The organism is Planomicrobium sp. YIM 101495, from assembly GCF_009707665.1.
Lineage (GTDB): Bacteria > Bacillota > Bacilli > Bacillales_A > Planococcaceae > Planococcus.
Window position 1 is genome coordinate 1772771 of the sequence record NZ_WLZW01000001.1, and the last position, 24656, is coordinate 1797426.

25 protein-coding genes are annotated in these 24656 nt (G+C 47.8%); 8 read left to right on the plus strand and 17 right to left on the minus strand.

Annotated features, from left to right (window positions below; genetic code table 11):
* Positions 1 to 72 precede the first annotated feature (72 nt).
* On the plus strand, positions 73 to 1011 hold the full coding sequence (locus GIW82_RS08625) for a LysR family transcriptional regulator (protein WP_154749425.1): 939 nt from the start codon (positions 73 to 75) through the stop codon (positions 1009 to 1011).
* Positions 1012 to 1077: 66 nt separating this feature from the next.
* Here the strand turns inward: GIW82_RS08625 and pabB are convergent, their stop codons facing one another.
* The 4 genes from pabB to GIW82_RS08645 form a co-directional block, all read right to left on the minus strand.
* The gene (gene pabB, locus GIW82_RS08630; protein WP_154749426.1) at positions 1078 to 2814 is read right to left on the minus strand and encodes an aminodeoxychorismate synthase component I; all 1737 of its coding nucleotides are present in this window, start codon (positions 2812 to 2814) and stop codon (positions 1078 to 1080) included.
* The gene (locus GIW82_RS08635) at positions 2789 to 3403 is read right to left on the minus strand and encodes an anthranilate synthase component II (RefSeq protein ID WP_154749427.1); all 615 of its coding nucleotides are present in this window, start codon (positions 3401 to 3403) and stop codon (positions 2789 to 2791) included. Before GIW82_RS08635 ends, pabB begins: the two co-directional genes overlap by 26 nt.
* A 119-nt stretch (positions 3404 to 3522) precedes the next feature.
* On the minus strand, positions 3523 to 4653 hold the full coding sequence (locus GIW82_RS08640) for a DUF2812 domain-containing protein (protein WP_154749428.1): 1131 nt from the start codon (positions 4651 to 4653) through the stop codon (positions 3523 to 3525).
* Positions 4650 to 4979: a PadR family transcriptional regulator gene (locus GIW82_RS08645; RefSeq protein ID WP_154749429.1), complete on the minus strand. Its 330-nt coding sequence runs from the start codon at positions 4977 to 4979 to the stop codon at positions 4650 to 4652. Before GIW82_RS08645 ends, GIW82_RS08640 begins: the two co-directional genes overlap by 4 nt.
* A 165-nt stretch (positions 4980 to 5144) precedes the next feature.
* On the opposite strand from GIW82_RS08645, the gene GIW82_RS08650 reads away from it, so the two are divergent.
* Positions 5145 to 5597: a universal stress protein gene (locus tag GIW82_RS08650; RefSeq protein WP_154749430.1), complete on the plus strand. Its 453-nt coding sequence runs from the start codon at positions 5145 to 5147 to the stop codon at positions 5595 to 5597.
* 59 nt (positions 5598 to 5656) lie between these two features.
* On the opposite strand, the gene panB is transcribed toward GIW82_RS08650, so the two are convergent.
* Positions 5657 to 6490, minus strand: coding sequence for a 3-methyl-2-oxobutanoate hydroxymethyltransferase (panB, locus tag GIW82_RS08655; RefSeq protein ID WP_154749431.1), 834 nt, complete (start codon positions 6488 to 6490; stop codon positions 5657 to 5659).
* 352 nt (positions 6491 to 6842) lie between these two features.
* Between panB and GIW82_RS08660 the strand changes: the two genes are divergently transcribed.
* Positions 6843 to 7367 carry a redoxin domain-containing protein gene (locus GIW82_RS08660; protein ID WP_154749432.1) on the plus strand — a complete coding sequence of 175 codons (525 nt, stop codon included), beginning with the start codon at positions 6843 to 6845 and terminating at the stop codon, positions 7365 to 7367.
* A gap of 47 nt (positions 7368 to 7414) precedes the next feature.
* Here the strand turns inward: GIW82_RS08660 and GIW82_RS15050 are convergent, their stop codons facing one another.
* The 3 genes from GIW82_RS15050 to GIW82_RS08675 form a co-directional block, all read right to left on the minus strand.
* Positions 7415 to 8047 (minus strand): DUF3885 domain-containing protein, encoded by a 633-nt coding sequence (locus GIW82_RS15050; RefSeq protein WP_154749433.1) that lies wholly within the window; start codon positions 8045 to 8047, stop codon positions 7415 to 7417.
* A 182-nt stretch (positions 8048 to 8229) separates the two neighbouring features.
* Positions 8230 to 9162, minus strand: coding sequence for a hypothetical protein (locus GIW82_RS08670; protein ID WP_154749434.1), 933 nt, complete (start codon positions 9160 to 9162; stop codon positions 8230 to 8232).
* Positions 9149 to 9712, minus strand: coding sequence for a GNAT family N-acetyltransferase (locus tag GIW82_RS08675; RefSeq protein WP_370456144.1), 564 nt, complete (start codon positions 9710 to 9712; stop codon positions 9149 to 9151). Before GIW82_RS08675 ends, GIW82_RS08670 begins: the two co-directional genes overlap by 14 nt.
* A 225-nt stretch (positions 9713 to 9937) precedes the next feature.
* On the opposite strand from GIW82_RS08675, the gene GIW82_RS08680 reads away from it, so the two are divergent.
* Positions 9938 to 10279 carry a heme oxygenase gene (locus GIW82_RS08680; RefSeq protein ID WP_154749436.1) on the plus strand — a complete coding sequence of 114 codons (342 nt, stop codon included), beginning with the start codon at positions 9938 to 9940 and terminating at the stop codon, positions 10277 to 10279.
* Positions 10280 to 10336: 57 nt separating this feature from the next.
* Here the strand turns inward: GIW82_RS08680 and GIW82_RS08685 are convergent, their stop codons facing one another.
* From GIW82_RS08685 to GIW82_RS08705, 7 genes are all read right to left on the minus strand, one after another.
* Positions 10337 to 11047, minus strand: coding sequence for an EAL domain-containing protein (locus GIW82_RS08685; RefSeq protein WP_370456179.1), 711 nt, complete (start codon positions 11045 to 11047; stop codon positions 10337 to 10339).
* 10 nt (positions 11048 to 11057) lie between these two features.
* A complete protein-coding gene (locus GIW82_RS14715) occupies positions 11058 to 11306 on the minus strand; it encodes a hypothetical protein (protein WP_195913989.1) in 249 nt (82 codons plus the stop codon).
* Positions 11307 to 11392: 86 nt separating this feature from the next.
* Positions 11393 to 11653: a hypothetical protein gene (locus GIW82_RS14720; RefSeq protein ID WP_195913990.1), complete on the minus strand. Its 261-nt coding sequence runs from the start codon at positions 11651 to 11653 to the stop codon at positions 11393 to 11395.
* Positions 11654 to 12047: 394 nt separating this feature from the next.
* On the minus strand, positions 12048 to 13304 hold the full coding sequence (locus tag GIW82_RS08690) for a glutamate-5-semialdehyde dehydrogenase (protein ID WP_195914012.1): 1257 nt from the start codon (positions 13302 to 13304) through the stop codon (positions 12048 to 12050).
* Entirely contained in the window at positions 13301 to 14428 is a 1128-nt protein-coding gene (proB, locus tag GIW82_RS08695) for a glutamate 5-kinase (protein ID WP_154749438.1), read from the minus strand. The genes GIW82_RS08690 and proB overlap by 4 nt, the downstream gene beginning before the upstream one ends.
* 221 nt (positions 14429 to 14649) lie before the next feature.
* Positions 14650 to 15729 (minus strand): branched-chain amino acid aminotransferase, encoded by a 1080-nt coding sequence (locus tag GIW82_RS08700; RefSeq protein WP_154749439.1) that lies wholly within the window; start codon positions 15727 to 15729, stop codon positions 14650 to 14652.
* A gap of 163 nt (positions 15730 to 15892) precedes the next feature.
* The gene (locus GIW82_RS08705; RefSeq protein ID WP_370456180.1) at positions 15893 to 16507 is read right to left on the minus strand and encodes an NUDIX hydrolase; all 615 of its coding nucleotides are present in this window, start codon (positions 16505 to 16507) and stop codon (positions 15893 to 15895) included.
* A 109-nt stretch (positions 16508 to 16616) separates the two neighbouring features.
* On the opposite strand from GIW82_RS08705, the gene pgeF reads away from it, so the two are divergent.
* Positions 16617 to 17396 carry a peptidoglycan editing factor PgeF gene (gene pgeF, locus GIW82_RS08710; RefSeq protein WP_230309280.1) on the plus strand — a complete coding sequence of 260 codons (780 nt, stop codon included), beginning with the start codon at positions 16617 to 16619 and terminating at the stop codon, positions 17394 to 17396.
* Positions 17397 to 17441: 45 nt separating this feature from the next.
* Positions 17442 to 18371 carry a magnesium transporter CorA family protein gene (locus GIW82_RS08715; protein WP_154749441.1) on the plus strand — a complete coding sequence of 310 codons (930 nt, stop codon included), beginning with the start codon at positions 17442 to 17444 and terminating at the stop codon, positions 18369 to 18371.
* A gap of 48 nt (positions 18372 to 18419) precedes the next feature.
* On the opposite strand, the gene GIW82_RS08720 is transcribed toward GIW82_RS08715, so the two are convergent.
* Positions 18420 to 19382 carry a bile acid:sodium symporter family protein gene (locus GIW82_RS08720; RefSeq protein WP_154749442.1) on the minus strand — a complete coding sequence of 321 codons (963 nt, stop codon included), beginning with the start codon at positions 19380 to 19382 and terminating at the stop codon, positions 18420 to 18422.
* Positions 19383 to 19597: 215 nt separating this feature from the next.
* Here GIW82_RS08720 and GIW82_RS08725 point away from each other — a divergent pair, with 215 nt between their 5' ends.
* Positions 19598 to 20020 (plus strand): organic hydroperoxide resistance protein, encoded by a 423-nt coding sequence (locus GIW82_RS08725; RefSeq protein WP_154749443.1) that lies wholly within the window; start codon positions 19598 to 19600, stop codon positions 20018 to 20020.
* A gap of 155 nt (positions 20021 to 20175) precedes the next feature.
* Entirely contained in the window at positions 20176 to 23229 is a 3054-nt protein-coding gene (locus GIW82_RS08730) for a hybrid sensor histidine kinase/response regulator (RefSeq protein WP_154749444.1), read from the plus strand.
* Between the two features lie 54 nt (positions 23230 to 23283).
* On the opposite strand, the gene GIW82_RS08735 is transcribed toward GIW82_RS08730, so the two are convergent.
* Entirely contained in the window at positions 23284 to 24420 is a 1137-nt protein-coding gene (locus GIW82_RS08735) for a response regulator (protein ID WP_154749445.1), read from the minus strand.
* Positions 24421 to 24656: the final 236 nt, after the last annotated feature.

Consider the following 24656-nt stretch of genomic DNA (forward strand, 5'->3'; position numbering starts at 1 on the left):
AATTCTTTAAGTTAAGTAAAATTAATTATATTAAATGATACGATTAATAAAACTCATAAAGGTGGGAATGACATGGATCATAAATTAGAAATTTTTGTAACGACTGCCGAACAGAAAAGCTTCACCCGGGCCGCTGAACTCATGCACTTGACCCCGTCCGCTGTCAGTCTCAGCATCAAAGCGCTCGAGAAGAAGCTGGAAGTCAAACTGTTTGAACGGACGAATAAATTCGTTCAACTGACGACTGCGGGTCAAGCTGTTTTTTCTCATGCCAAAGAAATCCTCTTGAAATATGACTCGATGAAAACTGCTATCGCCGAGCTCGAACCAGCTACCAACATGCCTGTGTCCATCGGTGCTGCCTATACGTTTGGCGAATATTTCCTACCTGGCATCATCTACGCCTTCAGTAAGCGCTATCCCGGGATCACCCCGGATATTGTCATCCAAAACTCCAAATCGATTGCAGAAGGCGTGCATAAGCAAGAACTCGATATCGGCTTCATCGTCGAAGGCGAAGTCGGCGATTTGGACGTCGATATCCACCTTTACACTGAAGAGGAAATGGTCCTTGTCGCACCGCCGAATCACCCGCTCGTGAAAAATTCACAAGTCGACCGACAATTACTGGAGGCGGAAACGTGGATCATCCGGGAAGAAGGCTCCGGCACACGCGAGGTGACGGACAAATTATTCGCCCAGCTCGGCATCCGGCCGAAACGGATCATGAGCTTCGGAAGTTCACAGACCATCAAATCTTCCGTCGCGCTCGGCCTTGGCGTCTCCTACTTATCGGAATCCACGGTGCGGGCCGAAACACTCGATGGGACGTTAAGTGCTATCCGACTGGAGGATTATCCGAATAAGAGCCGATTCCACGCTGTCACGCACCAGTCCAAGTTCCACTCGCCTTCCGCACAGCTTTTCAAGGAATTCCTCGACTCTTATGCATTGTCCGGAAGAGCTTCCGTGCAGGCGAAAAAGACCGTGAAGAACATCACCGGCAATTGATTGCAGCAAAGTTTTTCATATAAAAAGAATCCTGCCGAAGGCGAAAGCCCGGCAGGATTCTTTCATTCACTCTAATTGAACTTTCACCCAACCACGGACCCCGTTGATGAGCCAAAAAGCATCGAAGTCTGAAAGCTCGGCTTTTAGGATGACCCGTTCACGCAGCCTTCCCTCGCTTAGCAATTGCTCGCGCATCACGCCAGCTAAAACACCGCAGTCGATCGGCGGCGTATAAAATTCCCCGTCTTTTTCTGCGACGAAATTCCCGATTGTAAACTCGGTCGCTTCCCCTTTTTCGTTCCAGAGGAGCGGTGAGAAATTCCCAGCAGGCTGCCGTGCTTCTTCCCGCTCGTACATTCCTCGGTGTGTCGTTTTGTGGAACAGGAATGGATTCCGGCTATCGACCGGTTCCAAAGCTAGCGAACAATGGACCGGTCCAGTAATTGGTACTATTTCGTCCGCTTGCACTTCGATGTCTCCGGAACGACTCAACAAAAGACGCACTTTGAACGTTCCAGAAGGATGTTTTTTTGCAACTTTCTCCAGTTCCTTCATGATTCCCTCGTTATTTCCCGGGAAATGAACGTATTCCGCAGAACGTTTGAGCCGCTCCAAATGCCGGTGTATCAAAGGATACGTCCCATCTTTCAGTTTCAACGACTCCAGCAACCGAAATTCCGGTCGTTTCGCCTTCAATATTTCCGCTTTCGTCATCAGCTCTTCAAATTCACCTTCCGAAGTCGAATCCCATGTCACACCACCACCGACACCGTATTGCGCCGTCCCTTTCTCCTGGTCGATGATGACTGTCCGGATCGGCACATTGAACACCGCGTCTTTTTCGGGTGTAATAAAGCCGATTGCCCCACAATATACTTCCCGCGGCGACCGCTCCAGCTCATGGATGAACTTCATCGTGCTGATTTTCGGCGCCCCTGTAATGGAACCACACGGGAAAAGTGCCTGAAACCAATCGAAAATTGTCTTGTCTTTTGCAACTTCCGCTTCCACAGTCGACGTCAGTTGGTGTACGGTCGGATATTTTTCCGTTTCGAACAATTTGGGCACGCGCACTGTTCCATCTTCAGCCAGCCGGCTCATGTCATTGCGCAGCAAATCGACGATCATCAAGTTCTCCGCCCGTTCTTTTGGTGACGTGACCAGCTTGCGAATCTGCTCGAGGTCTTCTTCCAGCGTCCGTCCCCGCGCTGCAGTCCCTTTCATCGGCTTCGCCGTCAATACGCCTCCGTCCAGCCGGAAAAATAATTCCGGAGAAGCAGAGAGAATCTGCGTATCTCCTAGATCCAGATAAGCACTGAAGTCTGCCTGCTGATTCCGCGCGAGCTGCTGCCAGAACGAGCGGGCACTCCCTTTGAACTCGGTATGCATGCGCTCCGTGTAGTTCACTTGGTACGTCTCGCCTTCTTCGATTGCCTGCTTGATGCGCCGAATTCCATTGGCATAATGGCCGGGCGGCGAATCAAGTTGCCATTCCGATGTTTCATACGCTTCCTCGGTGAACGCATCCGGCGTTTCCGGCGCATTGAAAATACCGAACCAAGCGAGGGGGAGCGATGGATTCTCATGGACAGCCATCACAGAGTGAAATGCCGGTGCCGCTTCGTAGGAAAGAAAACCGGCTGCGTAATAGCCTTCATTTACAGCTTTCTCGACTTCTTCGAGGAGAGGTCTGACCTCTCCCGTTTCATGCGCTTCCAAGATGCGGACCGGACGTCGAAACAGCTTCGGTTCGATGTTCCCGTCTTTTGACGCAAATTCAAAGATCAACTGCGGTGCTGTCATGTCGTTCCCTCCTCTTCCACGCTTTCGCTTGTTCATATGCATTTTGCAGCATTGCAAATCCTTCTTCTGTGGCGATCGATTCCGGGTGGAACTGGATGCCATTGACCGGAAGCTCTTTGTGACGGACTCCCATCACTTCTCCTTCATTTGTTTGCGCAGTAACGAGGAGAACCTCCGGCAGTGAAGCACGTTCCGCGACGAGCGAATGGTAGCGTGCGACAGGCGTCGTTGTCGAAATGCCTGCGAACAGCCCGTTCCCTTCATGTGTGATCTCGAATACTTTCCCGTGCACCGGCTGATCGCCCTTGATCACACGCCCCCCGAAATGCTCGACGATCACTTGGTGCCCGAGACAGACGCCGAGCACTGGAAATTCATCACTCAGCTCGCGTAATACTGCCCGTGCTGTGCCGTCTGCCGGCGGATGACCAGGTCCCGGCGACAAGACGATCAGCTCGGGATCGAGTTTTCGGATCTGTTCGGTTGTGATGGCACCGGATTGGTAAACAGCCATCTGTTCATCGAAACGCCGGAAATAATGCACTAAATTATAGGTGAATGAATCTTCGTGATCGATGACGATGATCATAGCGGTCCTACTTTCTATGTTTTGCTGCTTTCATTATACAGTGCAATGCCGCTCCGATTAAAGCAGCAAAAAAGCCCACCCGATGTGGGAAGGCTTTCGATTTGGGCAATACTGCTTCATCACAGCAGCACTGCACGTTTCACGCGGAAATAATAGAACCATATTCTCAAAACGAATGAAAGGAAGACCAAGAATGCAAAGGCTTGGATTCCAGCGGACCAGCTCACTCCTCCATACCTCATTACGGAATTAAGATTGAACAAATAAATCAAGACCATTGGAGCAAACAATACACTATACATAAGCGCAAGCCGTTTTGCCTGCCGTTTTTTCGTCGCCAGATCACTGAAAAATACCGGCCGCTCTTCCCCTTCTATCCACTCCTTGCGCCAAAGCACCCACTTGTCCAAACCCGATAAAGAATTGAAAACTGGCTCCCAGCCCGCTTCGCGGTGAAGGGAGAAGTAACTTTCAGGTGGATTGCTCTGGTGATCCGCGTGGTAGCAATATTTCCGGGGTGAGCTTTCCACGAAAGAGAACATGGATCCGATTTTATTGACATACGTCAAATGAAGGCCTTTTTGCTCCTGTGATTCGAGCCACTCTTCGAGACGATCCGGCGCATACATCCAGCCCACTTTCAGCCGCTTCACCATTTTTCTTGGCGGATGCCCTTGTTGCAGTGGTACATCGAGTGGCGGTTTCTCCATCGCGGCATTCGCCTTTTTAATCTTGACGATGGAGTAGATGCCGAGGATGAGCGTCAGGATCACTACGCCTAAAAGGGTATACGTAACAGCCCACAATGGACTCGGTTCGACATTCAAGGAGCCGTCTTGCATGAATGAAGACAACACCATGGAGGCGTTCGCCAGCAGCATGCCGCCAAAATAGAAGACGAGACTGAAAAAGACCAGCATGACGAAACGGTTGTGGCGGATGAGTCCTTCGCGTGATGGCTTCAGATGGATTGTCTCCACTTCTCGCCTGTTTACCGCGATTTGCCAAGGACCCGTTGTCACTCCTTCTTCCCACCCTTCTTCCTTTAAAGAAGAAGGCAGTTGTTTGCCTTTGTTCTTATTGAAAGCGATGCGGTACACCAGCTCCTCCGCTCCGCCTTCTTCAAAGCGGAACTGCCGTGTCCAGCGGTTCAGCCCGCTCAGCTTCCATCCTTGCTGCGCATTTTCTGTCAGCCATTGCTCCGTTTTCTCTGCATCATAACTCCAGAACAGCCGGCGCTTTTTCATCATCGGAATTCCCCTCCGTATTTCAGCATGTTCGCATGCAATTCCTCGAGTCTTTCCATCTCTGCACGCATCAAGTATTTCCCGGCATCCGTGATTTCATAGACGGTTTTTCGCTCGACATCAGCAAACACCGTAATCATGTCATCTTTCTGCATTTTCCCCAATGTGCCGTAAATCGTGCCGGACCCCAACCGCAAGCGCCCGCCCGAAATCTCTTCAACGTGCTTGATGATGCCGTAACCGTGCCGCGGCTCAGCTAGCGCCAATAAAATATAGAAGGCGGTTTCCGTCATCGGTATGTATTTTTTTAACAGTTTCTTGTTATCCATCGTCACGTTCACCTCTTCTATGTCACACCTCGACTATATCACGATGCGACATACAGGGCAATCCATTTTCACCTTTTCGTCATATTTAATCTTGTCGGAAAGAAGGAATCGGCCGGACCAAGGACGAATTAATACATCAGGAGCAAGAAGAGGAGGTACAAATTAATGATGAATTACACAACAATCATGGCTGCAGTGGATGGTTCGTCCCAAGCGGAATTTGCTTTCCAGAAAGCGGCACACATCGCAGCACGCAACGACGCAGCATTGTACTTAGTGAATATTATTGATAACCGCTCATTCGGATCGATTGAAGCATACGGGAAACAATTTGCTGATGATTCCAGACGGAAGTCGGAAGAGCTGATGGGCCGTTATGAAGGCGAAGCGAAAGCAATTGGCGTAAAAGATGTACACATCTTGATTGAATTCGGCGCTGCCAAAAGCATGATTCCTGGCGAGCTCGCTGACCGACTGGGTGCCGACTTGATCATTTGCGGTGCGACTGGCACGAATGCAGCTGAACGATTTGTTCTCGGGAGCGTTTCCGAACGGATTGTCCGCAATGCAAAATGTGATGTGCTCGTTGTCCGTCCTTCCGAAGAGATGAAAGCGTGATTTAACGCATAAAAAAGCGGAGAAATCGATTTGATTTCTCCGCTTTTTCATTTCCACGCTTAGTTCCCGCCATACAATTGCTTCAATTCTTCTTCCTTCATCGTAAAACGATGTTCTTCCGCCGGGAAAGCACCCGATTTCACTTCTTCCACATAAGCCTTCAGCCCCTTTTCCATCGCTTCGCCCGTCTCTGTATAAGAACGGACAAATTTCGGCAAATGATGTGAGCCATATTTCAACAAGTCGTGGTAGACAAGCACTTGGCCATCTGTCTCCGCTCCTGCACCGATGCCGATGACCGGAATCGTGACCGCCTCCGTCACACGCTTCGCCAGCTGGTACGGGATGCATTCCAGCACCACCATGCAGGCACCTGCCGCTTCGCACGCCTTTGCATCTTCAATCAACTTCTGGGCAGCGTCTGCCGTCTTCCCTTGTACTTTATAGCCTCCGAGCACACCCGAAACTTGCGGTAAGAGCCCGAGATGACCGACGACCGGAATGCCGGTCCGTGTCAGTAAGCGGGTTACGTGCTCCACCTCATCCGCTCCTTCCAGCTTCAACGCGTTAGCGCCGGTCTCTTGAAAAATCCGTAAAGCATTCCCGAGAACACGATCGTCGCTTCCTTGGAAAGAACCGAACGGCATGTCGACGACCAGGAAGGTATTCTGTGCCCCGCGGCGTGCCGCTTTTCCGTGATGGATCATGTCTTCCACCGTGACGTGCACAGTCGAGTCATAGCCGAGCACGACCATGCCGAGTGAATCCCCGACAAGCAGGACGTCCATACCTGCCTGCTCTGCGAGTTTCGCAGACGGATAGTCGTACGCTGTCACCATGGCGATTTTTTCTCCTTGTTCTTTCATCTTGCGGAATGTTGCGGTTGTCTTCATTTTTTCCCTCTCCTTTTCAAGGAGTCCACCTTATGCGAAAAGCCTTTCTAGTCCGTTACAGGACAGAAAGGCAGGATTTTGAATGCACGGTTTCCTCCGTCCCTGTCTTCGTTGATCAAGGCAGACTTTTCTTTTTTCAATGGATGATTAAGCAGGTGCAGCTCCAGATCAGATACCGCCCGTATCCACTATAGCAAATCCGCTAATAGTCTGACAACTAGCCGACATGCTTTCGTCATATTGCTGCCCCGATTCCGCTTAAATCGAAGCAATTCCTCACAAAGCGAAGTTTGTCCTAGTATAATGAAAACAGATGATCCACACAGAAAAAATTGATGCAGGAGGCTTTTTCATGAAAAAAATTCTCATTCCAGCACTTCTTCTTTTGATGATTGGTTGGGCTGGTTATACTTTCCTTTTCACAGCTGATGAAGAGCACGTCGCTCAGGAAGGCACTGGGTTAAAAGTTGGTGACGTCGCACCGGACTTCGAATTAACTACGCTTTCCGGTGAAGCTGTGAAGCTAGAGGATTACCGCGGCAAGCGCGTATTCGTTAACTTCTGGGCGACTTGGTGTCCCCCTTGCCGCGAAGAAATGCCAGATATGCAAAAGCTATATGATGGAACGGATGTTGAAATTCTCGCAGTTAATATGACTGCTTCCGAAAACAGCGAAGCTGGCGTTTCGAAATTTATCGACGACAATAGCTTCTCCTTTCCGGTTCCTGTCGATCCGGAAGGCCATGTGACAGATTTGTATGAAGTGCGTGCCTATCCGACATCTTACTTAATTGATTCCGAAGGCCGCATCGCCCATATTGCACTCGGTGCTATGGATTATGAGCGAATGCTGGACGAAACGGAAAAAATGCAGTGAACATGAAAAGTCCCCGATGCCTTTTGAGCATCGGGGACTTTTTTCCTCTAGTTAAAAACTTCGTTGATGGCTTCCCGGTCATAATCCAGAATCCATTCATTGAAGCTCTCATAAAGAGGCCGGATTGTTTCACGGGAAGTTGCCACAAGATCGCAACCACGGTCGTCATAGACGTGAAAAATCGTCTCATTTTTCGGGTGGACAAAATAGAGCGATTGGAAATTTGCTTTTGAGAAACCCATGTCCTGCTCAATCAACAAAGTGAGTATTCGGTGGTAATGGATCTCGGAAGGCTTGCATGGCAATACCCAGCGATGTGTGCGCCAATTTCCAGACTCATCATCTTCCGGAATATAATAAGGCAATTCGGTATGCTTGAGCCGGTACAATAACTTGTGATCCTTCACGAGTGTCTTCCACATTCGTACGTTCCCTGTTTTCACCCGTCTACTGTAGCGGTGAATATCCATGACGATCCACAATTCCTCATCAAGTGGATAGATTTCCTCGAACAAGGTGAGCGCGCGCCTGTATGCTCCCTTCAAGTATGGACTGCCCGAATAGTATTGTTCCTTCTTCGCGCCTAGCCCAAGCTCGAACCGCAATCCAATCGGCCATTCATAAAAGAGACCGGGTTCGAGCCGCATATGCTTGAAATGCTTCTCCAAAAAATCATTCACGTGTCTATCTCTCCTTTATATCCCTCAACTCAGCATGCGCATATTCATGCACATTAATATTCATGCTTATTCTTGTTAGTGCCAGGAATTGTTATCCTCAAGCAGCACCCATAGCGCTTCGAACTACTTATCCACATGGGGATAAGTAGTTTACTTGCTACTTTTACGTTATCCACAACCCTTTACATTCTATTTTGCCGAATCCAGTCCGCAAGATCGAACACATAACTTTCTTTTTCTGACTGCAGCAATAATTTCGCTCCACGTGCGTAAGTGAGCAGGATGTCGATTTTTCTGCCTTTCGCGTCCGACAAGATCAACTCCTGCACGGTTCGATACCGATTACCATTTCGTTTGCAGAGGAAGTAACGCCCATGATTTGCATAGCCTCCCGAAAATAAAATCCAATCTTCATGAACAGCAAAAACCGTAGCTCCTTCGATATCCGGTATCCGGTAAACCGTCTCCCCATTTTTCCAGATGCCGATGTGAAAATCATCGTAAAAATAAAACCACACTTCTCCGTCTGCCACGACGTTCATCGCATAGCAATCAGAAATGAAATGATCTCGTGGTTGGTCGTGCCATTCCACCATATTCCCTTCTGTATCCCAACCGATCAGCCCTTTTTCTCCGATCGGCTGTTCCCAATGATTATTTCCATAAACACCTTCGTCAAAATAACCAGTCCAAATTCTTCCGTCTCCGGTTGCAGATAAATGGTTGATGCCGTCACCAAGGCAAAACGACCGAGTAATTTTCCCAGTCAGATCGAATACTCTGCCATTCCGTTCTTCTTTTCCACCCTCATGAAAAACAGAGCGAGAACTCGCCAATAACAGCTCGTAATCACTTAAATACTCAATGAAATGATAACTCCACTTTTGATTTTTCAATGGTACCTTTATGTACTGTCCATCTTTGAAAATAACTGCTTCATGATCCATTGGTTGTTCCACCATGCCTCCAGGAACCCCTTCAGCCAATATCTCACTTTCACAAATCGTCCAGAGCACGCAAATCTCACCATTCGGCCCCAGCGAAGCGGCTCGCACAAAGGAGTTCCCTTCCCACAAGGCCACTGGCTGCATTTTCACCTTCTCAGCTTTCTTCAAGTTCTTCCTCCTTATTCTTCATCAGCGCCCAGTCCGTCCGCAGCAAAGAAAAGACCAATGCATCATGTGACTTCTCTCCTTGAAACAAGTAGCCTCTAAGCGTTCCTTCTAGTTCAAACCCCATCTTCAGCAAAAGTCCATTCGATTTTTCATTTTGAGGAAAAGTGATCGCGGCCATCCGAAATATCCCAAGCTCCTCGAATGCATAACTGAGCACGCCCGCCATCGCCTCTGAAATGTAGCCGCGCTTCCAATGATCCGGATGAAGCTCGTAGCCAATCTCCGAACGCTTGAGACGCAGCTTCATATTGTTGAGACCGATACTACCGATAAATTCTCCGGTCTCCTTCAGGACGATGCCCCAACGGATTCCTTGGCGAATCTGGTAATACGTATGGAATGAGGAAATCAATTCTTCTGCTTCCAATCGACCCGCCAGCTTATCCATTCCATAATAGCGAATCACTTCATTCTCCGTCAAAATCTCGAAGATGCGGTCGGCATGCTGTTGCGTCAATTCGACTAACTGAAGACGCTTTGTTTCAATCAATGGGAATACCATAAGATCATCCTTTCCCCAAATATTTCTTATGCGAATGAATGTTTCACGTGAAACATTCATCGCTTTTCATCTTCTTTAGATGAACCAATCATACCAAAAATTCTGTAAACAAAGGAAGTAGCCATCGTTTTTTATTGGTAGGAGCGGGTATAGAAAAGAAGCATGGCTGCATGAATCCGAGAAGGAGCCCATCATCTAAAGGAGTGGAAATAAATGATCGTTGTAACGAACCATATTCGCTTGAGAAAAGGAGCCGGCGATGTCATGGCTCCGAACTTCACACAACCCGGTAAGCTGCAGGCACTCGAAGGCTTCGTGAAAGTCGAAGTGACGAAGACGCTGAAACTGCCCGACTATGACCAATTGAACGTCCACACCTATTGGCAGGACATGGACAGCTTCGATGCATGGAAAAACAGCGAAGCGTTCCGCGAAGCACATCAGCGCCCAGAGTCCGGAACCAACGATAATCCAAAAGAATCACCGATTCTCCACAGTGAGCTGGTGATTTCTGAAGTCGTCTCCGTTCTGGAAGCAAAAAAAGATCAGCACTAAACAGAAAAACGGAACAGGTACGTCTTCCAGAGACGCCTGTTCCGTTTTTTTTATCTATCATGCAGATAGCGGTTCCGCAGCCGGCTTGCCGAAATAATAACCTTGGAAAAGCTCATAGCCTTCTTCCTCGAGCCACTCGAAATCGTGCTGTTCTTCTATGCCTTCAGCGAGCGGCACAGCTCCTACTTCTTTCGCTTTCGCTAGAAACTTCAACGCAATACGCTGTTTTTCCTTATCCTCCGCTATTCCTTGCACATATTGCATATCGAGCTTCATATAATCCGGCATAAGTTCAGCAAGCGCCTGCATTGTGCTGTACCCTTCCCCCACATCATCCAGCGCATAATTGAAGCCGCGCTCTTTGTAGTAAACCAAAATCCGCTTCAAATGATCCAAATCTTCCACTTTCTCGGTCTCGACTACTTCGAATATTAGCTGTGCAGGATTCACATCCAAACTTATAGACAGTTCAATCGTTGACCGTAGACAATGTTCCGGAGAATAAATGGATGTCGGAATAAAATTGATGAATGCCTTTACGTTTTCGAGCCGGGCAGCATGCCTAACAGCTGTCATCCGGCAGGCGCGGGCCAGCGCATATAGGTGGCTACGGCTTCTTGCTGCGGAAAAGATTTCATTGGGGTAAATGAGTGTTCCTTCTTCCCCAGTGAAACGGGCCAGTAATTCATAGCCATAGATGGACCTGTCCGCCGAAAGAATCGGCTGGTAATGGCAGAAGATCCGCTCATTACGGATGACGTCATCAATTCACTGTGCTTCAAAATTTTCTTCGATCTCCGCAAGCGGTCTCCACGCGGCTCCATCCACTTTGAAGAAAACTGCCGAAGCGTCCATATGATGCAGACAGAAATCCCAGAATTCCCGTGCGCCCCCATTCTTCTGTTGTAAAGCCTGCTTCTTTGCTCTCCGCTTCCCAGACGCCACGCTTCAAATGTCCCGTTACTTCTTCAAGCACCGATTCATTCTCGCTCCCTTCGAAACGGAACTCGAATAGCAAATTATTCACTGCACAATTAGAACAATTCATCGCTCTCCTTCTTTCCTGTAAAAGTACTGAATATAGCATATCCTACTTTTTACAAAATGTCTTTTTTAACTATTTCGTAAGGTGGAATTTTTCAAAAAAATAGGGCTGACTGCGTAGGCCTCTGTTCTTTCGGGATTGAATGAAAAAGTGATGGGGTGTCGGATGAGCAGCCGCTTGTCGCTCCGGACAGGGCTCCCGGAAGAAGCCAGGCTGAAGGGATGCCCGTCTTCTTCCTCCGCCCAGTCCATAGCCGCTCCTGCGCTGGTGGAGTGGATGAATTGGGAGAGAGAGGAATTTTTGTTTGTTCTATTATTTTCATCGGCCATGTTTTTGGGGGCTAACTGCGTAGGCCCCGACTCTTTTATGATTGAGTGGAAAAGTGATAAACCGTGAGGACAATGCTGTGCTACGTCAATTGGATTATATTGGGGTATCTTATATATAAAGGCATCTTATGAATAGGAATGGATTCCAAAATAAGCGTAAAATTTCCCTTTATGTCATGAAAATTCGCCCGTTTTCCCTCTTTTGGGGCAAATAGAGGGTATTTCTCCTGTTATTCTTGCGGAATTCCCTTTTATTTTCTCGATAAGGGGAATTTCTCCCTTTATTTATCTTCATCGATAGCCCGGAGTACCGTAAGAGGCTAAGAAAGCAGAAAAAAGACCGTCCCTGAAAGTCATGTGTTATGACCTTCAGGGACAGCCCCGGTTTCTCACTTCATTTCACTTGCCCTTGCCCTTGAATCAAGTATTTGGACGAGGTCAAGGCATGCAGCCCCATTGGTCCACGGGCGTGCAGCTTTTGTGTGCTAATGCCAATCTCCGCTCCAAAACCGAATTCAAAGCCATCTGTGAAGCGGGTCGACGCATTGTGGTAAAGAGCCGATGCATCCACACCGCTCATGAATTGGCTGACACTCTGTGCATCTTCCGAGATGATCGCCTCCGAGTGTTTCGTGCTGAACTCGTTAATATGGTCGACCGCTTCGTTCACAGATGCCACCACCTTCACTGCCACTGCCAAGTCAAGATATTCAGTCGCCCAATCAGCCGCTTCCGCAGGTACAATCGACTCTCCACACGCGTATACGGTTTCGTCTCCGTGGATCACAACTTCTTTTTCCTGCAAAGCAGTAACCAATTCGTTCAAATGCTTCGCTGCCCACTGCTCATGAACGAGGATCGTCTCACAAGCATTGCAGACAGATGGCCGCTGCGTTTTTGCATTGATGGCGATGGATAGCGCCATTTCGAGATCCGCCGTTTCATCGATATACAAGTGGCAATTGCCCGCTCCTGTCTCGATGACCGGCACCGTCGCATTCGCCAATACGGTCTGAATCAGCTTCGCTGAGCCACGAGGAATCAGTACATCCAAATAACGGTTCATCTTGAACATGTGCCCTGCCGCCTCGTGGCTCGTATCTTCGATCAATTGCACCGCTTCTTCCGGGAAATCTGCTGCCGCAAGCGCTTGGCGGATCACTGCAACCAGTGCCTTGTTCGAATGGAAGGAGGAGGAACTGCCTCTCAAGACGACCGCGTTGCCCGTCTTCAAACAAAGACTTGCCGCATCCACTGTCACATTCGGGCGGGCTTCATAAATCATGCCGACGACGCCGAGCGGCACACGGATTTTCTTCAGCTGCAAGCCGTTCGGACGCTCCCACTCTTCCAGGATCTCGCCGATCGGATCTTCCAATTCCGTCAGCTGAATCAACGCTTCTGCTATCGCCTCGATCCGGCCATCCGCTAAACTGATGCGGTCAAGCACCGATGCCGACATCCCTTTTGCATTTCCCGCTTCCAGATCCTTCGCATTTTCCAGCAGTAATTCCTCTTCCGCTTTCACGAGATGTTCTGCAATCGAGCGAAGCGCTTCATTTTTCTGCTTGCCTGTTTTCTGTGCGATGTCTTTCGCAGCAGCTGCCGCTTTGGCTGCTTTACGTTCAATTTCATTTTCTGTCAAAATCATTTGCTCACCCCCATCTCCGTCAAGCTGAACCATTGATTGCGGTGGATCACCACTTGGCGACGCCCTGTTTTCGTAATGACCCGCGCTTCCTTGCTGCACAGCCCTTTGATTTCCATCAGTTCTTCGGAAGAAAAATTCACTTGGCCACGCCCGATCACTTCCCCGCGTGGATTGATTACTTCCACCACATCCTCAGCCGAAAAATGGCCATGGATATCAGTCACGCCGACTGGCAGTAAGCTTTTCCCTTGTTCGAGAATCGCTCTTGCCGCCCCTTGGTCGACCGTGATTTTGCCACGTGCAATCGAGTGGAGTGCAAGCCATTGTTTGGAATTTTTCACACCGCCTCCCTGCGCCCCGCCGATGTATGTGCCATCGCCTTTTCCTTCCAGGATTTCAAGCAATTTATTTTTTCCACTACCAGAACCGATGAACACTTGAGCCCCTAGGCTTTTCGCCGTCCGGGCCGCTTCGACTTTCGAACGCATCCCGCCTGTCCCCATTTTCGAGCTGCTGCTGGATGTCGCTTTGATCAAGTCGTCGCTAATATCGGACAAGTAATTGTATTTTTTCGCGTTTGGATACACGTGCGGATTTTGCGCGTAGATGCCGTCAATATCCGTCAAGATAATCAATTCATTCGCATGGACGATGCCGCTGACGAGAGCCGACAACATATCGTTATCTCCGAATGTCAGTCCCTTGACCGACACGGAGTCATTTTCATTGATGATCGGCAGCACTTGCCGCTTCAATAATTCCTTGAGCGCACCGTTAACGTTTTGGTAAAGCTCTTTGTACAGCAAGTTCTGTCGTGTCAAAAGGAGCTGCGCTGTCGTAATGCCGTGCTTGCCGAATTGTTCGGTGTATTTCTGCATCAGCTGCCCTTGCCCGACAGCAGCGGCCGCTTGCTTCCCTGATATTGTTACGGGACGCGAGCTATAGCCCAAATCCTTGAATCCGGCTGCCACTGCACCGGAAGACACGAGAATTACTTCATGTCCTGCCGACTTCAGCTTCGCCATTGCCTCCACATGTTCCTGAAGTTTTACTTCATCCAATTCCCCGTCAACTGTCGTCAATGAGCTGCTGCCGATTTTGACAACCACTCTCTTTTTCTTCAACAACTGTCACCTTCCATTCCTCATTCTCACTTTTCAAACATTAGTATTATTATTCACTCTTACGTATAATAAGTCAATATTGATTCATTAGATTGCATAAAAAATTAACGATCAAAACGAAAGCAAGCGGAGATACCCAATGAGCACTCTCCGCTTGTTGTTTATGTTCGATATAAATGACTTGAAAGAGGGAGGGAGAAAGGAAACCATCCTACAACTCGTTATTCCACTTCGACCGTCCAGTTGAACGTATCTTCCACGCTGCCGTTTTGGATGCCTGTAATCGTGTCGTAGATCTTTTGGGATAATTCGCCGATCTCGCCATTGTTGACTTTCATCGTCCGTTCTTTCCAGCTCAGCTCGCCGACCGGAGAAACGATGGCAGCTGTACCTGTGCCGAATACTTCTTCGACTTTGCCTTGCTCGTACAAGTCGAAGAGTTCATCGATTGCAATTTTTCGCTGACTCACTTTCATTCCCCATGATTCCAGCAATTCAATAACAGACTTACGTGTGATGCCGTGCAGGATACTGCCGTTCATCGCAGGCGTCACGACTTCCCCATCGATCTTGAAGAAAATGTTCATGCTACCGACTTCCTCGATGTAACGCTTCTCGATGCCGTCAAGCCACAGTACGTCGGCTTTCCCTGCTTCTTTCGCAGCTGCTTGTGCCTGGTAGGCCGCTGAGTAGTTGCCAGCTGTCTTTGCCATACCTGTTCCGCCTTTAACTGCACGTGTGAAGCTGTCTTCCGCGTGGATGACGACTGGCGTCAAGCCCCCTGGGAAATAAGAGCCGACCGGTGCTAGGAGGATCATCATCTTATATTGACGTGAAGGAGATACGGCTAATTTCGGCTCCGTAGAGATGATGAATGGACGGATGTAGAGGGACGTACCTTTCGTGCCTGGCACCCAATCCTTCTCTAGTGAAACGAGCTCCTTCAAGTATTCCAGGATTAACTTCTCGTCAACCGGCGGGATACTCATCCGTTCGCTCGATAAGTTGAGTCGTTTAAAGTTTTCGTCCGGACGGAATAGGAGGATGCGATCGTCAGCCGTGCGATATGCTTTCAATCCTTCGAAGACCGTCTGTCCGTAGTGGAAGATCATCGCAGCCGGATCCAGCGTAATCGGTGCGTACGGTTCGATTTTCGGGCTATGCCATCCTTTCCCTTCCTCATAGTCCATGGAGAACATGTAATCGGTCATAACCGTGCCGAAAGGAATTTGGTCACCCACCGGTTTTGATTTCAGGTGAAGGTTTTCGATGATCTCTAGTTGTGTTGTTTTTGTCTGCATGTAAAAAACTCCTTTCGCCATCTCATAGGCTTATCGTTATTTCGGATAATTATACACCTTTCTTTCAAAATTGCATGTGTTTTTAAAATTATTTAAAAAACATGAGAAAAGTCCTAATGAAAGACCCCTTTCACTGAAAAAAATGGCAAAAGAAAAAGGCCATTCAGCGAATGACCTCCAAGAAATGCATTAAAATTTTGGCAGTCATTCCCCAAATGACCTTGTCTCCATAAATATAAAAGTGCTCATCGACTTTCTTTGTGCGCCAATTGTAATTTTCCCCTCCAGCAATCAAATCATAAGGGAAACTCTCTTCAGGCTGGGCGTCAAAATCGACACGATACACTTTCGGCTCCGTTTCATTGAAAAATGACAACGGCACCGTAAAGAAGCTATCGACTTCTGCCAGATTCGGATCAAACACCGCTTTTGGATCGATAAAGCCTGCATACGTGTAGACGAGCATCCCGAACGGGGAAACGATGTAATCCAGCGGCCGGATATTCGTCATATCCGTTCGGCGGATGCCGAGCTCCTCCATCGTCTCACGGATGGCGGCAGCTTCGGGGCTGACATCTTCCGCATCAATCCGCCCTCCAGGGAAACAAATATCGCCCGGCTGGTTGCGCATGTTTAATGACCGCACTTCGAACAGCACATGGATCTCCCCATCTTTTTCAATCAGCGGCAGTAAAATCGCAAATTTCGCGAATTCCTTTGCGCCTAATATATCCGGTTCCCGATTCTCCACTTTTGCTAAAATCTGCTCTGTATCCACTGTCATCACCTCGCGTCTATTCTTCTATCTTACCAAAATCCATGTGATTTTACTGATTCCCCGATTCTTTCTTTTCAACACTGCAATTTGTTAAGATGAATGAAAAAGGATGAGAAAGGAAGATTCCATGCTGATCCGAACCGCTCTCGATTCTCCCGGCCTGATTGCCGGAATCACTTTAAAAGACCACCATGCACCGGAGTCCAATAATATGGCGCTGCACACATGCAGCGACCCTGAAGCAGTGCTTGCCAACCGTAAGGAGCTTGCACGCTCACTTGGCACGGACCTCGAGCAGTTCGTCTGCACGGCGCAGACCCATAGCGCCAATATCCGAAAAGTGACCCGGCATGACTGCGGGAGCGGAGCTTTTTCTGCCGAACACGCCATTCCGGATACAGACGCGCTTTATACAACAGAGAACGATGTATTATTATGCAGCTTTTCTGCTGATTGCGTTCCAGTCATTTTTTCGGAAAAAGCATCTGGCGTGATCGGAACGATTCATTCGGGCTGGCAAGGCACCATCAAAGAAATTTCGGCACACACATTCCGTGAACTTCATCGAGCAGAAGGAACCGATCTTGGACAACTTCAGGTGTGGATCGGTCCAGCGATCAGCCAACAGTGCTTCGAGGTCGATAAAGATGTTGAAAAACGCTTCCGTCAGCTCGGCTATGCTGACGAATGGATTACTTTCGATCCAGAAAGAGGAAAGTATCTGATCGACAACCAGCAAGTAGTGCGCACGCAATGCTTGCTCGCCGGCGTCCCTGCTGCAAACATCTCAGTCGAACCGTTTTGTACGTATGATGAACCAACCGGTTTCTCGCACCGTCAAGACAAGTCAAGCGGCCGCCACCTCGCCTTTATCATGAAAAGGGTTTAGTTTTCTGCGAAAACAGCAATACTGAGAGTATGAGGAGGCGCAATTATGCTGAAAAAATCATTTTACGGCGAGAATTGGCGCTGGCTTATTCTTGATCCTGATTCCCAGCAGGATACAAATTTATTGCCAGACATCACCGAAGTCTGCACAAGCTGGATCGACTCTGTAAGGGATAATAAGACAAGCAACCTGGAAATGGAGACGACCATTCGCGGAGAAGAAGCGGTTTGGGGCGGCCTCGTTTATCACCAAAACATTGAAGATCAAGATGACCGGGCGGATTTTCATTATTATTTATCCCGTGATTTATTAATTACTACGCACTTGGATGCCTCTCTTCTGCATAATCTATCCAAGAAGGAATTGGTAAACAAGATGCAGCATGCTGAAAATGCAATTGAAGGCTTTTTAATTATCATGGGAGAAGTAATTGCTTCTTTTTTGCAGGATATCGATGCATTTGAGCAGCGTATGCATCAGCTCCTGTGGAAAATGAAAGAAAATAACGATGAAAAAGTATTTAATCAAATGATGCACAACCGGCACGAAATTCTCGTTTGGAAAAATCTCATCATTCCGGTTGCTGAAATCCAGGAAGCGATAGAAGAAGCGTTTGGCAGTGAATCCACTGAAAACATCCATTATTTCCGCACGAAAAAGCGTGTCAGACGGTGTCAGAACATCATTCGTGAATACAATGAAGAAATCGGAGAAATGATCGATATCGAAACAGTCACTTCTTCCCAACGCGGAAATGAAATTGTAAAAACGCTGACGGTCATCACCCTCCTCTTCACTCCAGCATCTGCATTAGGTGCAATTTGGGGAATGAACTTTGCCAACATGCCTGAACTGGACTGGCGCTACGGATATCTGCTCTCTCTAATTCTGATTGCTCTCATTACAGGCGCATTTTATTATTATCTTAAAAAGAAAAATTGGATGGGCAGTTTATTGCGCTCAATAAAAGATTGAACCAGCAGAAGGCACCGCGTCAATGCGGTGCCTTCTATTTTTTAAAAATCAAACGGATTGTCCGGACCACTCGTTTGTCTTCGACTGTATAATGATTGCTGCGAAACGGTTTGCTGTCAGTGCACCGATCGATAAATTAAAAATCATATTAAAAATAGGTGCAACAGTGCCGAGCTCTCCGATAAATTGAAATGCCAGAATCGCTGCGAGCGCCGTATTGCATAACCCTACTTGAAAAAGCGTTGCCCGCGCGTCGGCCTCTTCCATCCTGAATAACCTGGCCAGCCAGTAAGCCGCTGCCATTGGGAATACTACTTGAATAAAAGTTGCCGCTGCGACAAGAGGAATGATGGAAAGCTCTGAGGCGATCGCATTTTTTCCGTCCCCTACAAGAGTGTATACGATGACGAGCAAGGCCACCGAAGATCCAAGTTTTGTGACCGATCTCGAATAGACTTTGAGCTTCGGTGCGCTTCTTTGGATGATCAGCCCCGCTGCCATCGGGAGAACGACGATGAGCAGGAACGTCGTCAGCAAATCGAAAAACGACATGGTCACTTCGCTTCCAAGCCCGATCATTGCAAGCGGGGTCACAACAGGGCTGATCGCCACATCGAGCAGCGATGCCGCGACGACAATCGAGGCATTGCCGCCCGCCAAAAATGTATAGACTGTCGCAGCAGTCGCACTCGGTACAGTCCCTGCCAACACGAGACCTGCTGCAATCTCCGGGTAGCTTGAAAATAGGAGATGTGCCAGCGCCACAGAAACGCTGACGGTAAGCGTCCATTTCAGGATGGTGATGATGAATAATACTTTCTTTTTCTGACGGATCTGCTTAAACGCCTGAATGTCCATTGATAGTCCGGCGAAGAAAATCACCACCCCGAGTAAAAAACTCGGCAGCCAGGATGGCGGGTGAAAATAGACCGGAAAAAAATAAGCTCCTGCTGCAGCCAGTACAATCAATAATGGTAATTTCTGCGATACCCAATTAGCAATATTCCCCATACCCAACACTCCCATTTCTTTGACCGTTATACGCCATGTTATTCTAATTATTCTGTGAATGGAAGGACTTCTTTGTTTTCTTTCAAAATGAAATCTTCTTCGCTTCTCTTTTTCAAATAAATTTCCTTTTTACTTCCTCGTCATGCTTAAACTTGGGACGTTCAGGGTATAGAAGATGAGACGAAGCTACAACTATCAGAAGGAGATGAAAGTGAATGGCAGATGCAATGTTTACAGAAGCCGCAACAGCGGCAAGTGGAAGAGAAGGTCATGTACGTTCCTCGGATGGTGTAATCGATTTCGATACGGCGATGCCCGGCACACCAAGAGCAAAAGAGCTGGAAGCTGGTACGACGCCAGAGAAGCTTTTTGCAGCAGGCTATGCATCTTGTTTTGACGGTGCTCTCCAGTTGGTTGCGAAAAAAGACGGTGTGTCATTTGAATCCGAAACAACGGCAAACGTCGATTTCCTGAAAGACGAAGCGGACGGCGGCTTTAAACTCGCTGTACGGCTTCAAGTAAAAGGAACAGGCGTCGAAAAAAGCACATTGGAAGAACTGCTTAAAAAAGCACATGATTTTTGCCCATACTCCAAAGCGACAAGAGGCAATATCGAAGTGACGCTGGAAGCTCTTTAAGCAAAACGGAAAACGTTCTGGAACGCCGGTCACCGGCTGTCCCAGAACGTTTTTTTATGTGCTCCCGATTATCTGAAAACCGCTCTCCCTCTTCTCAGTTTCTCTCAAATCATGTTATCCTATATATCATTTAGCTCGCGAAAGGAGAAAAGATTTTGTCTAACCGCCATATTCTTTTGATTTTATTGCTTCTTCCCCTTCTTCTGCTGGCGATACGGCTCCCTTGGTTATGGAACTCGGTCACAGATCATGGAATAGAGGCGGAAAATGGCAAGCTCGATTTGAGCAATTGGGATTTCACGGATCATCCAAAGCTCTTGCTGGATGGCGAATGGGAATTCTTCCCTGGCGAATTGAATCCGCCGGGAGAGAAGACAGCTTCTGCGCCAGAATTTCTCACCTTACCTGCTTCTTCTGATGCTCTTGAAAAATTCGGACATGGTGCCGGAACTTACCGTTTGTCCATCCAGATGCCGGAACAGCAAGTCCAAAAGGTGCGCCAAGTAAAGATTCCTTCCCGTATGGACAATTTCGCCTTGTATATAAATGGACGATTACTGCTCGATAACCTGGACGATTCGTCTTCCGAAAAAATCATGGATCCTTCTTTTTTCAGTCACGGAGCCTCTTTTCCAATTCCGGAAGATCAGCTGGTGGACATCGTGATCTTGGTCGGTGAAACAAAGCTTCCACGCCATACCGGCATTCTCAAATCGATTTCTTTCGGGAGTGAAGCGTCGCTCGATGCAGCTGCGAACCGTAATACAGCGACCCAATTACTGGTCTTCACCGTTGCCATGCTGGCAGCTTTGTATGCCTTGGGATTCTTTCTTTACAGGCGCAGACAGAAGCATTTCCTTTATTTCTCCTTGGCGACGTTTTCCCTCGGTTTTGCCACTGTATTGGACGATGACCGGCTGTTGCTTGAATGGATTCCGCTTGAGTATGTCTGGGCTGTCAAAAGTTTATTCATCTGCTATATCAGTGTAGGGATTTTTCTTCTCTTGTTCATCCAAGATTTTTTTAAGGAATATCGCGATCATCGGTTATTGAAAATCTGCAAATGGCTTCTGTATGCAGCAGCCATTGCCATTCTCGCCATGCCAATCCATTTGACGGCACAGGTCGGTTTATTTACGTTCTTCATCCTCTGCGCATTTTTCCTGTTGGCGGCAGGGCTGATGGGGCGGACACTTCAAGAGCGCAAAGAAGTGATTTTTCTCATGCTGGCAGCCATCAGTGCGATATCCAGCTATTTATGGGGCATCTATAAATCAAGGAGTGCTGTCGAACTGCCTTATTATCCGTTCGATATTCTGGCGGCGTTCCTGTTTCTATCGATTTTCCTCTTTTTCCTTTTCACACGGATCGCGCATGAATACAAGATTACCGCGATGCAATTACAAGAAGAATTAACATCCAAAGAACAGTTTCTTTCCCGGACCGCCTATGAATTGAAAAATCCGCTTTACAGCATCATGAATTTGACCCATAAAACCGCTCAGCAGGAACAGGAGCGGTTATCGGATCAGGCGAAAGATGATTTGTCCATGGTGCTCGCCGTCGGACAACAAGCAGCGATGACCATCAATTCACTTGTCGACATGGCCTGGATCACAGAAAGCCAGTTCCAATTGAAAAAAAGAAAATTGAACCTCGAAAAAATCATTTCAGGGATTCTTGATCTTTTATCCATTCAGATTCAGCACAAAAAAATCAAGGTGAGCATGGACATCTCTCCTGAGCTCCTTTATATCGAAGCAGATGAAAATCGGCTGCTCCAAATCCTATACAATTTGATCGACAACGCCGTGAAGTATACAGAGAATGGCTCCATCATGATCCGTGCTGTGAATGAAAACGGAAATGCCATCATTCAAATCATTGACACCGGAAACGGAATGGATGCGGAAACAGTTACCCGGATATTCCTGCCATTCAATCAGACACAAGATGCTAATGGCTTCGGTTTCGGCCTCGGTCTTGCCATCTCCCGGCAATTGGCTGAACTGCATGGCGGCACGCTGACCGCTTCTTCCAAGCTGACTGAAGGCTCAGTTTTCACACTCACACTGCCGCCGGGCGGAACAGATGACACTTCCCCGGCGCGCGATACTTTTCCTGCAGGCAAAAGCACTTCTATTGCAGCTCCAGTCACGGCTGCTTACGAATTGCAGCAAAGCCTGCAAAAAGCAGAAGGCCTCACTTTCCGCCCGCGTATTCTACTGGTCGAGGACGACCCGGTGAGCATGAGGGTCATAACCGGCATCCTTTCGGAAAGTGACTATGAAGTGATTACAGCAGGCGATTCAGATGAAGCATTGGAACGACTGAGCGAATACGAGTGGGACCTTGCCGTCATCAACGTACTTCTGCCAAAAGTCTCAGGCTACCAATTGACGCGCATCATCCGTGAGAAATATTCTCTCCTTGAGCTTCCGATCCTGCAATTGACAGCCAAAGACCGGCTGCAGGATATATATCACGGCTACCTTTCAGGAGCGAACGATTATATTTCGAAGCCGTTTCAACGGCTCGAACTGCAGATCCGCGTCAATGCACTTGCATCTTTGAAACGAACGCGTGAGGAGAAAATCCGAACAGAAAGTGCGCTCATGATTGCACAGATCAAGCCGCATTTCCTGTTCAACACGCTGCATACAATCGCTGCACTCAGTGAAACTGAACCATCACGCATGGTCAGCCTTCTTGAGCATTTCGGAAATTACCTGCAGCGAAGCTTCAATCTGGAAAGCCTTCACCGTCTTGTGCCGCTCGAACATGAACTGGACCTTGTCCGCTCCTATTTATACATTGAAAAGGAACGATTCGGCGACCGGATCCAGGTTGTTTGGGAATTGGGAGATAGCCATGGCATTCAAATTCCTCCGTTGTCGATTCAGACCTTGGTAGAAAATTCCTTACGCCATGGCATCCTTTCCCGCGTTGAGGGCGGTCAGCTGAAAATCAGCATACGGCATATGGAGTCATGGACCGAAATTGCGATCAGCGACGATGGTGTCGGGATACCGGAAGAAAAAGTCGAGATATTGCTCAGCGGCAAGCAGAGCGAAAGTGCAGGAATCGGCATTTTCAATACGGACTCCCGCCTCAAGCAAATATACGGAGAAGGTCTGAAAATCGACAGCATTCTTGGTAAAGGAACCACCATCTCTTTCAAGATCCGCCCGGTCACTCTTCTCGATTAAACTAAAACAAATAAGCGTCTCTCCCATCTGTCGGGAAGGACGCTTATTTGCATCTTATTTCTTTTTTATTTCAAGGGATGTCCGGTATGCCTGATATAAGGATTGGATTTCCAGCGTTGGCTCCATCTCATATTCCTCTTTCAACATCTTTTTCAGCTGTGTGTATTGACGTTCTACAGAATGGTGATCCCCGAGCTGTCCATATAACTCCATCAGCTTCAGATAATTTTCTTCGAGGTATGGAAAGTACGACTGAAGCAGGAGGAAGATGGAAACTGCCTCGACCAGCAGGTTTTCCTTTATCAAGAAATCCGCTACTTTTTTTGCGTGGTGAGACCACAATAAATCCAGCCGTTCCCTCTCTCTATCGGCCCATAGCTGATCTTCATCACTTAAATAATGAGCGGGATATCCAGCGACTAGCCGGTGATGAACAGCTATCGAAGAATTTGCTAGGACAGGCAGCTCTTTTAATTCTTCCTCCCACTCTTCCACATCCACTACCGCATCATTCGTTAATAATTGGTAATTATTTTCCCGATTGATGATTTTGATATCCGCTCCAGCGCCAGCACAAGTTTTCCTGATCTGATAAATCGCGCTGTACAATTGAACATACCCTTTTTCAGGCGGCATGTCCCGCCAGAACTCTTCCAGTAAGACGTCCTTTCTTACCGGTTTATCCCGGTGCTGAAGCAAATAGGCGAAAACACTATGAACTTTGGAAGTTCTCCATTTTGTCTGCAATATTTTTTCCTTGCCAGCTTCAACCTCCAGAAATGAGATGGAATGGCTTGTACAGATCTTGATAAAAGAAGTGGCTTCTGCGATGGGATGCTTATCTTTTAGGCGCGATAAACTTTCCTGAAGGCGTTCAAGCCGAACCGGTTTGACCAGATAATCCGCTGCATTCAGTGCAAATGCTCTTACGGCAAATTCAGGGTAGGCTGTTACGAAAATGATAGAAACAGAGGGCAAGACCTGCTTCAGTTTTTCCGCCAGATCCACCCCTTTGATTCCAGGCATTTCAATATCCAGAAACAATAGATCCGGCTTCTGCACCATTGCCTCTTTCAAAGCTTGACGGGGGTCAGTAAATGTTCCGATCACGGAGACATCCGAAAGCTTTGTTAAAAGTCTTCCCAAATAATCCACCGCTAATTTCTCATCATCTACAATCATCGCTCTCATGAACTTCTCAGCTCCTTAAAGCAATTATCCCATGGAAACGCCGCTTTTAAAAGGACTATACGTTTTCTGTATAGTTTTTGTACAGATGAATACTTTAACCTATTCTACGATGGAAAAATAGGTCTCCTTGCACGCGTGTTTTATATAAAAAGTAAAAAGGATGCCTGTCGTCTAAACTTTCGACTCGTTTAATTACCTAAAAGGAGGAAAAGATTCTTATTCATTTAAACCGAGCC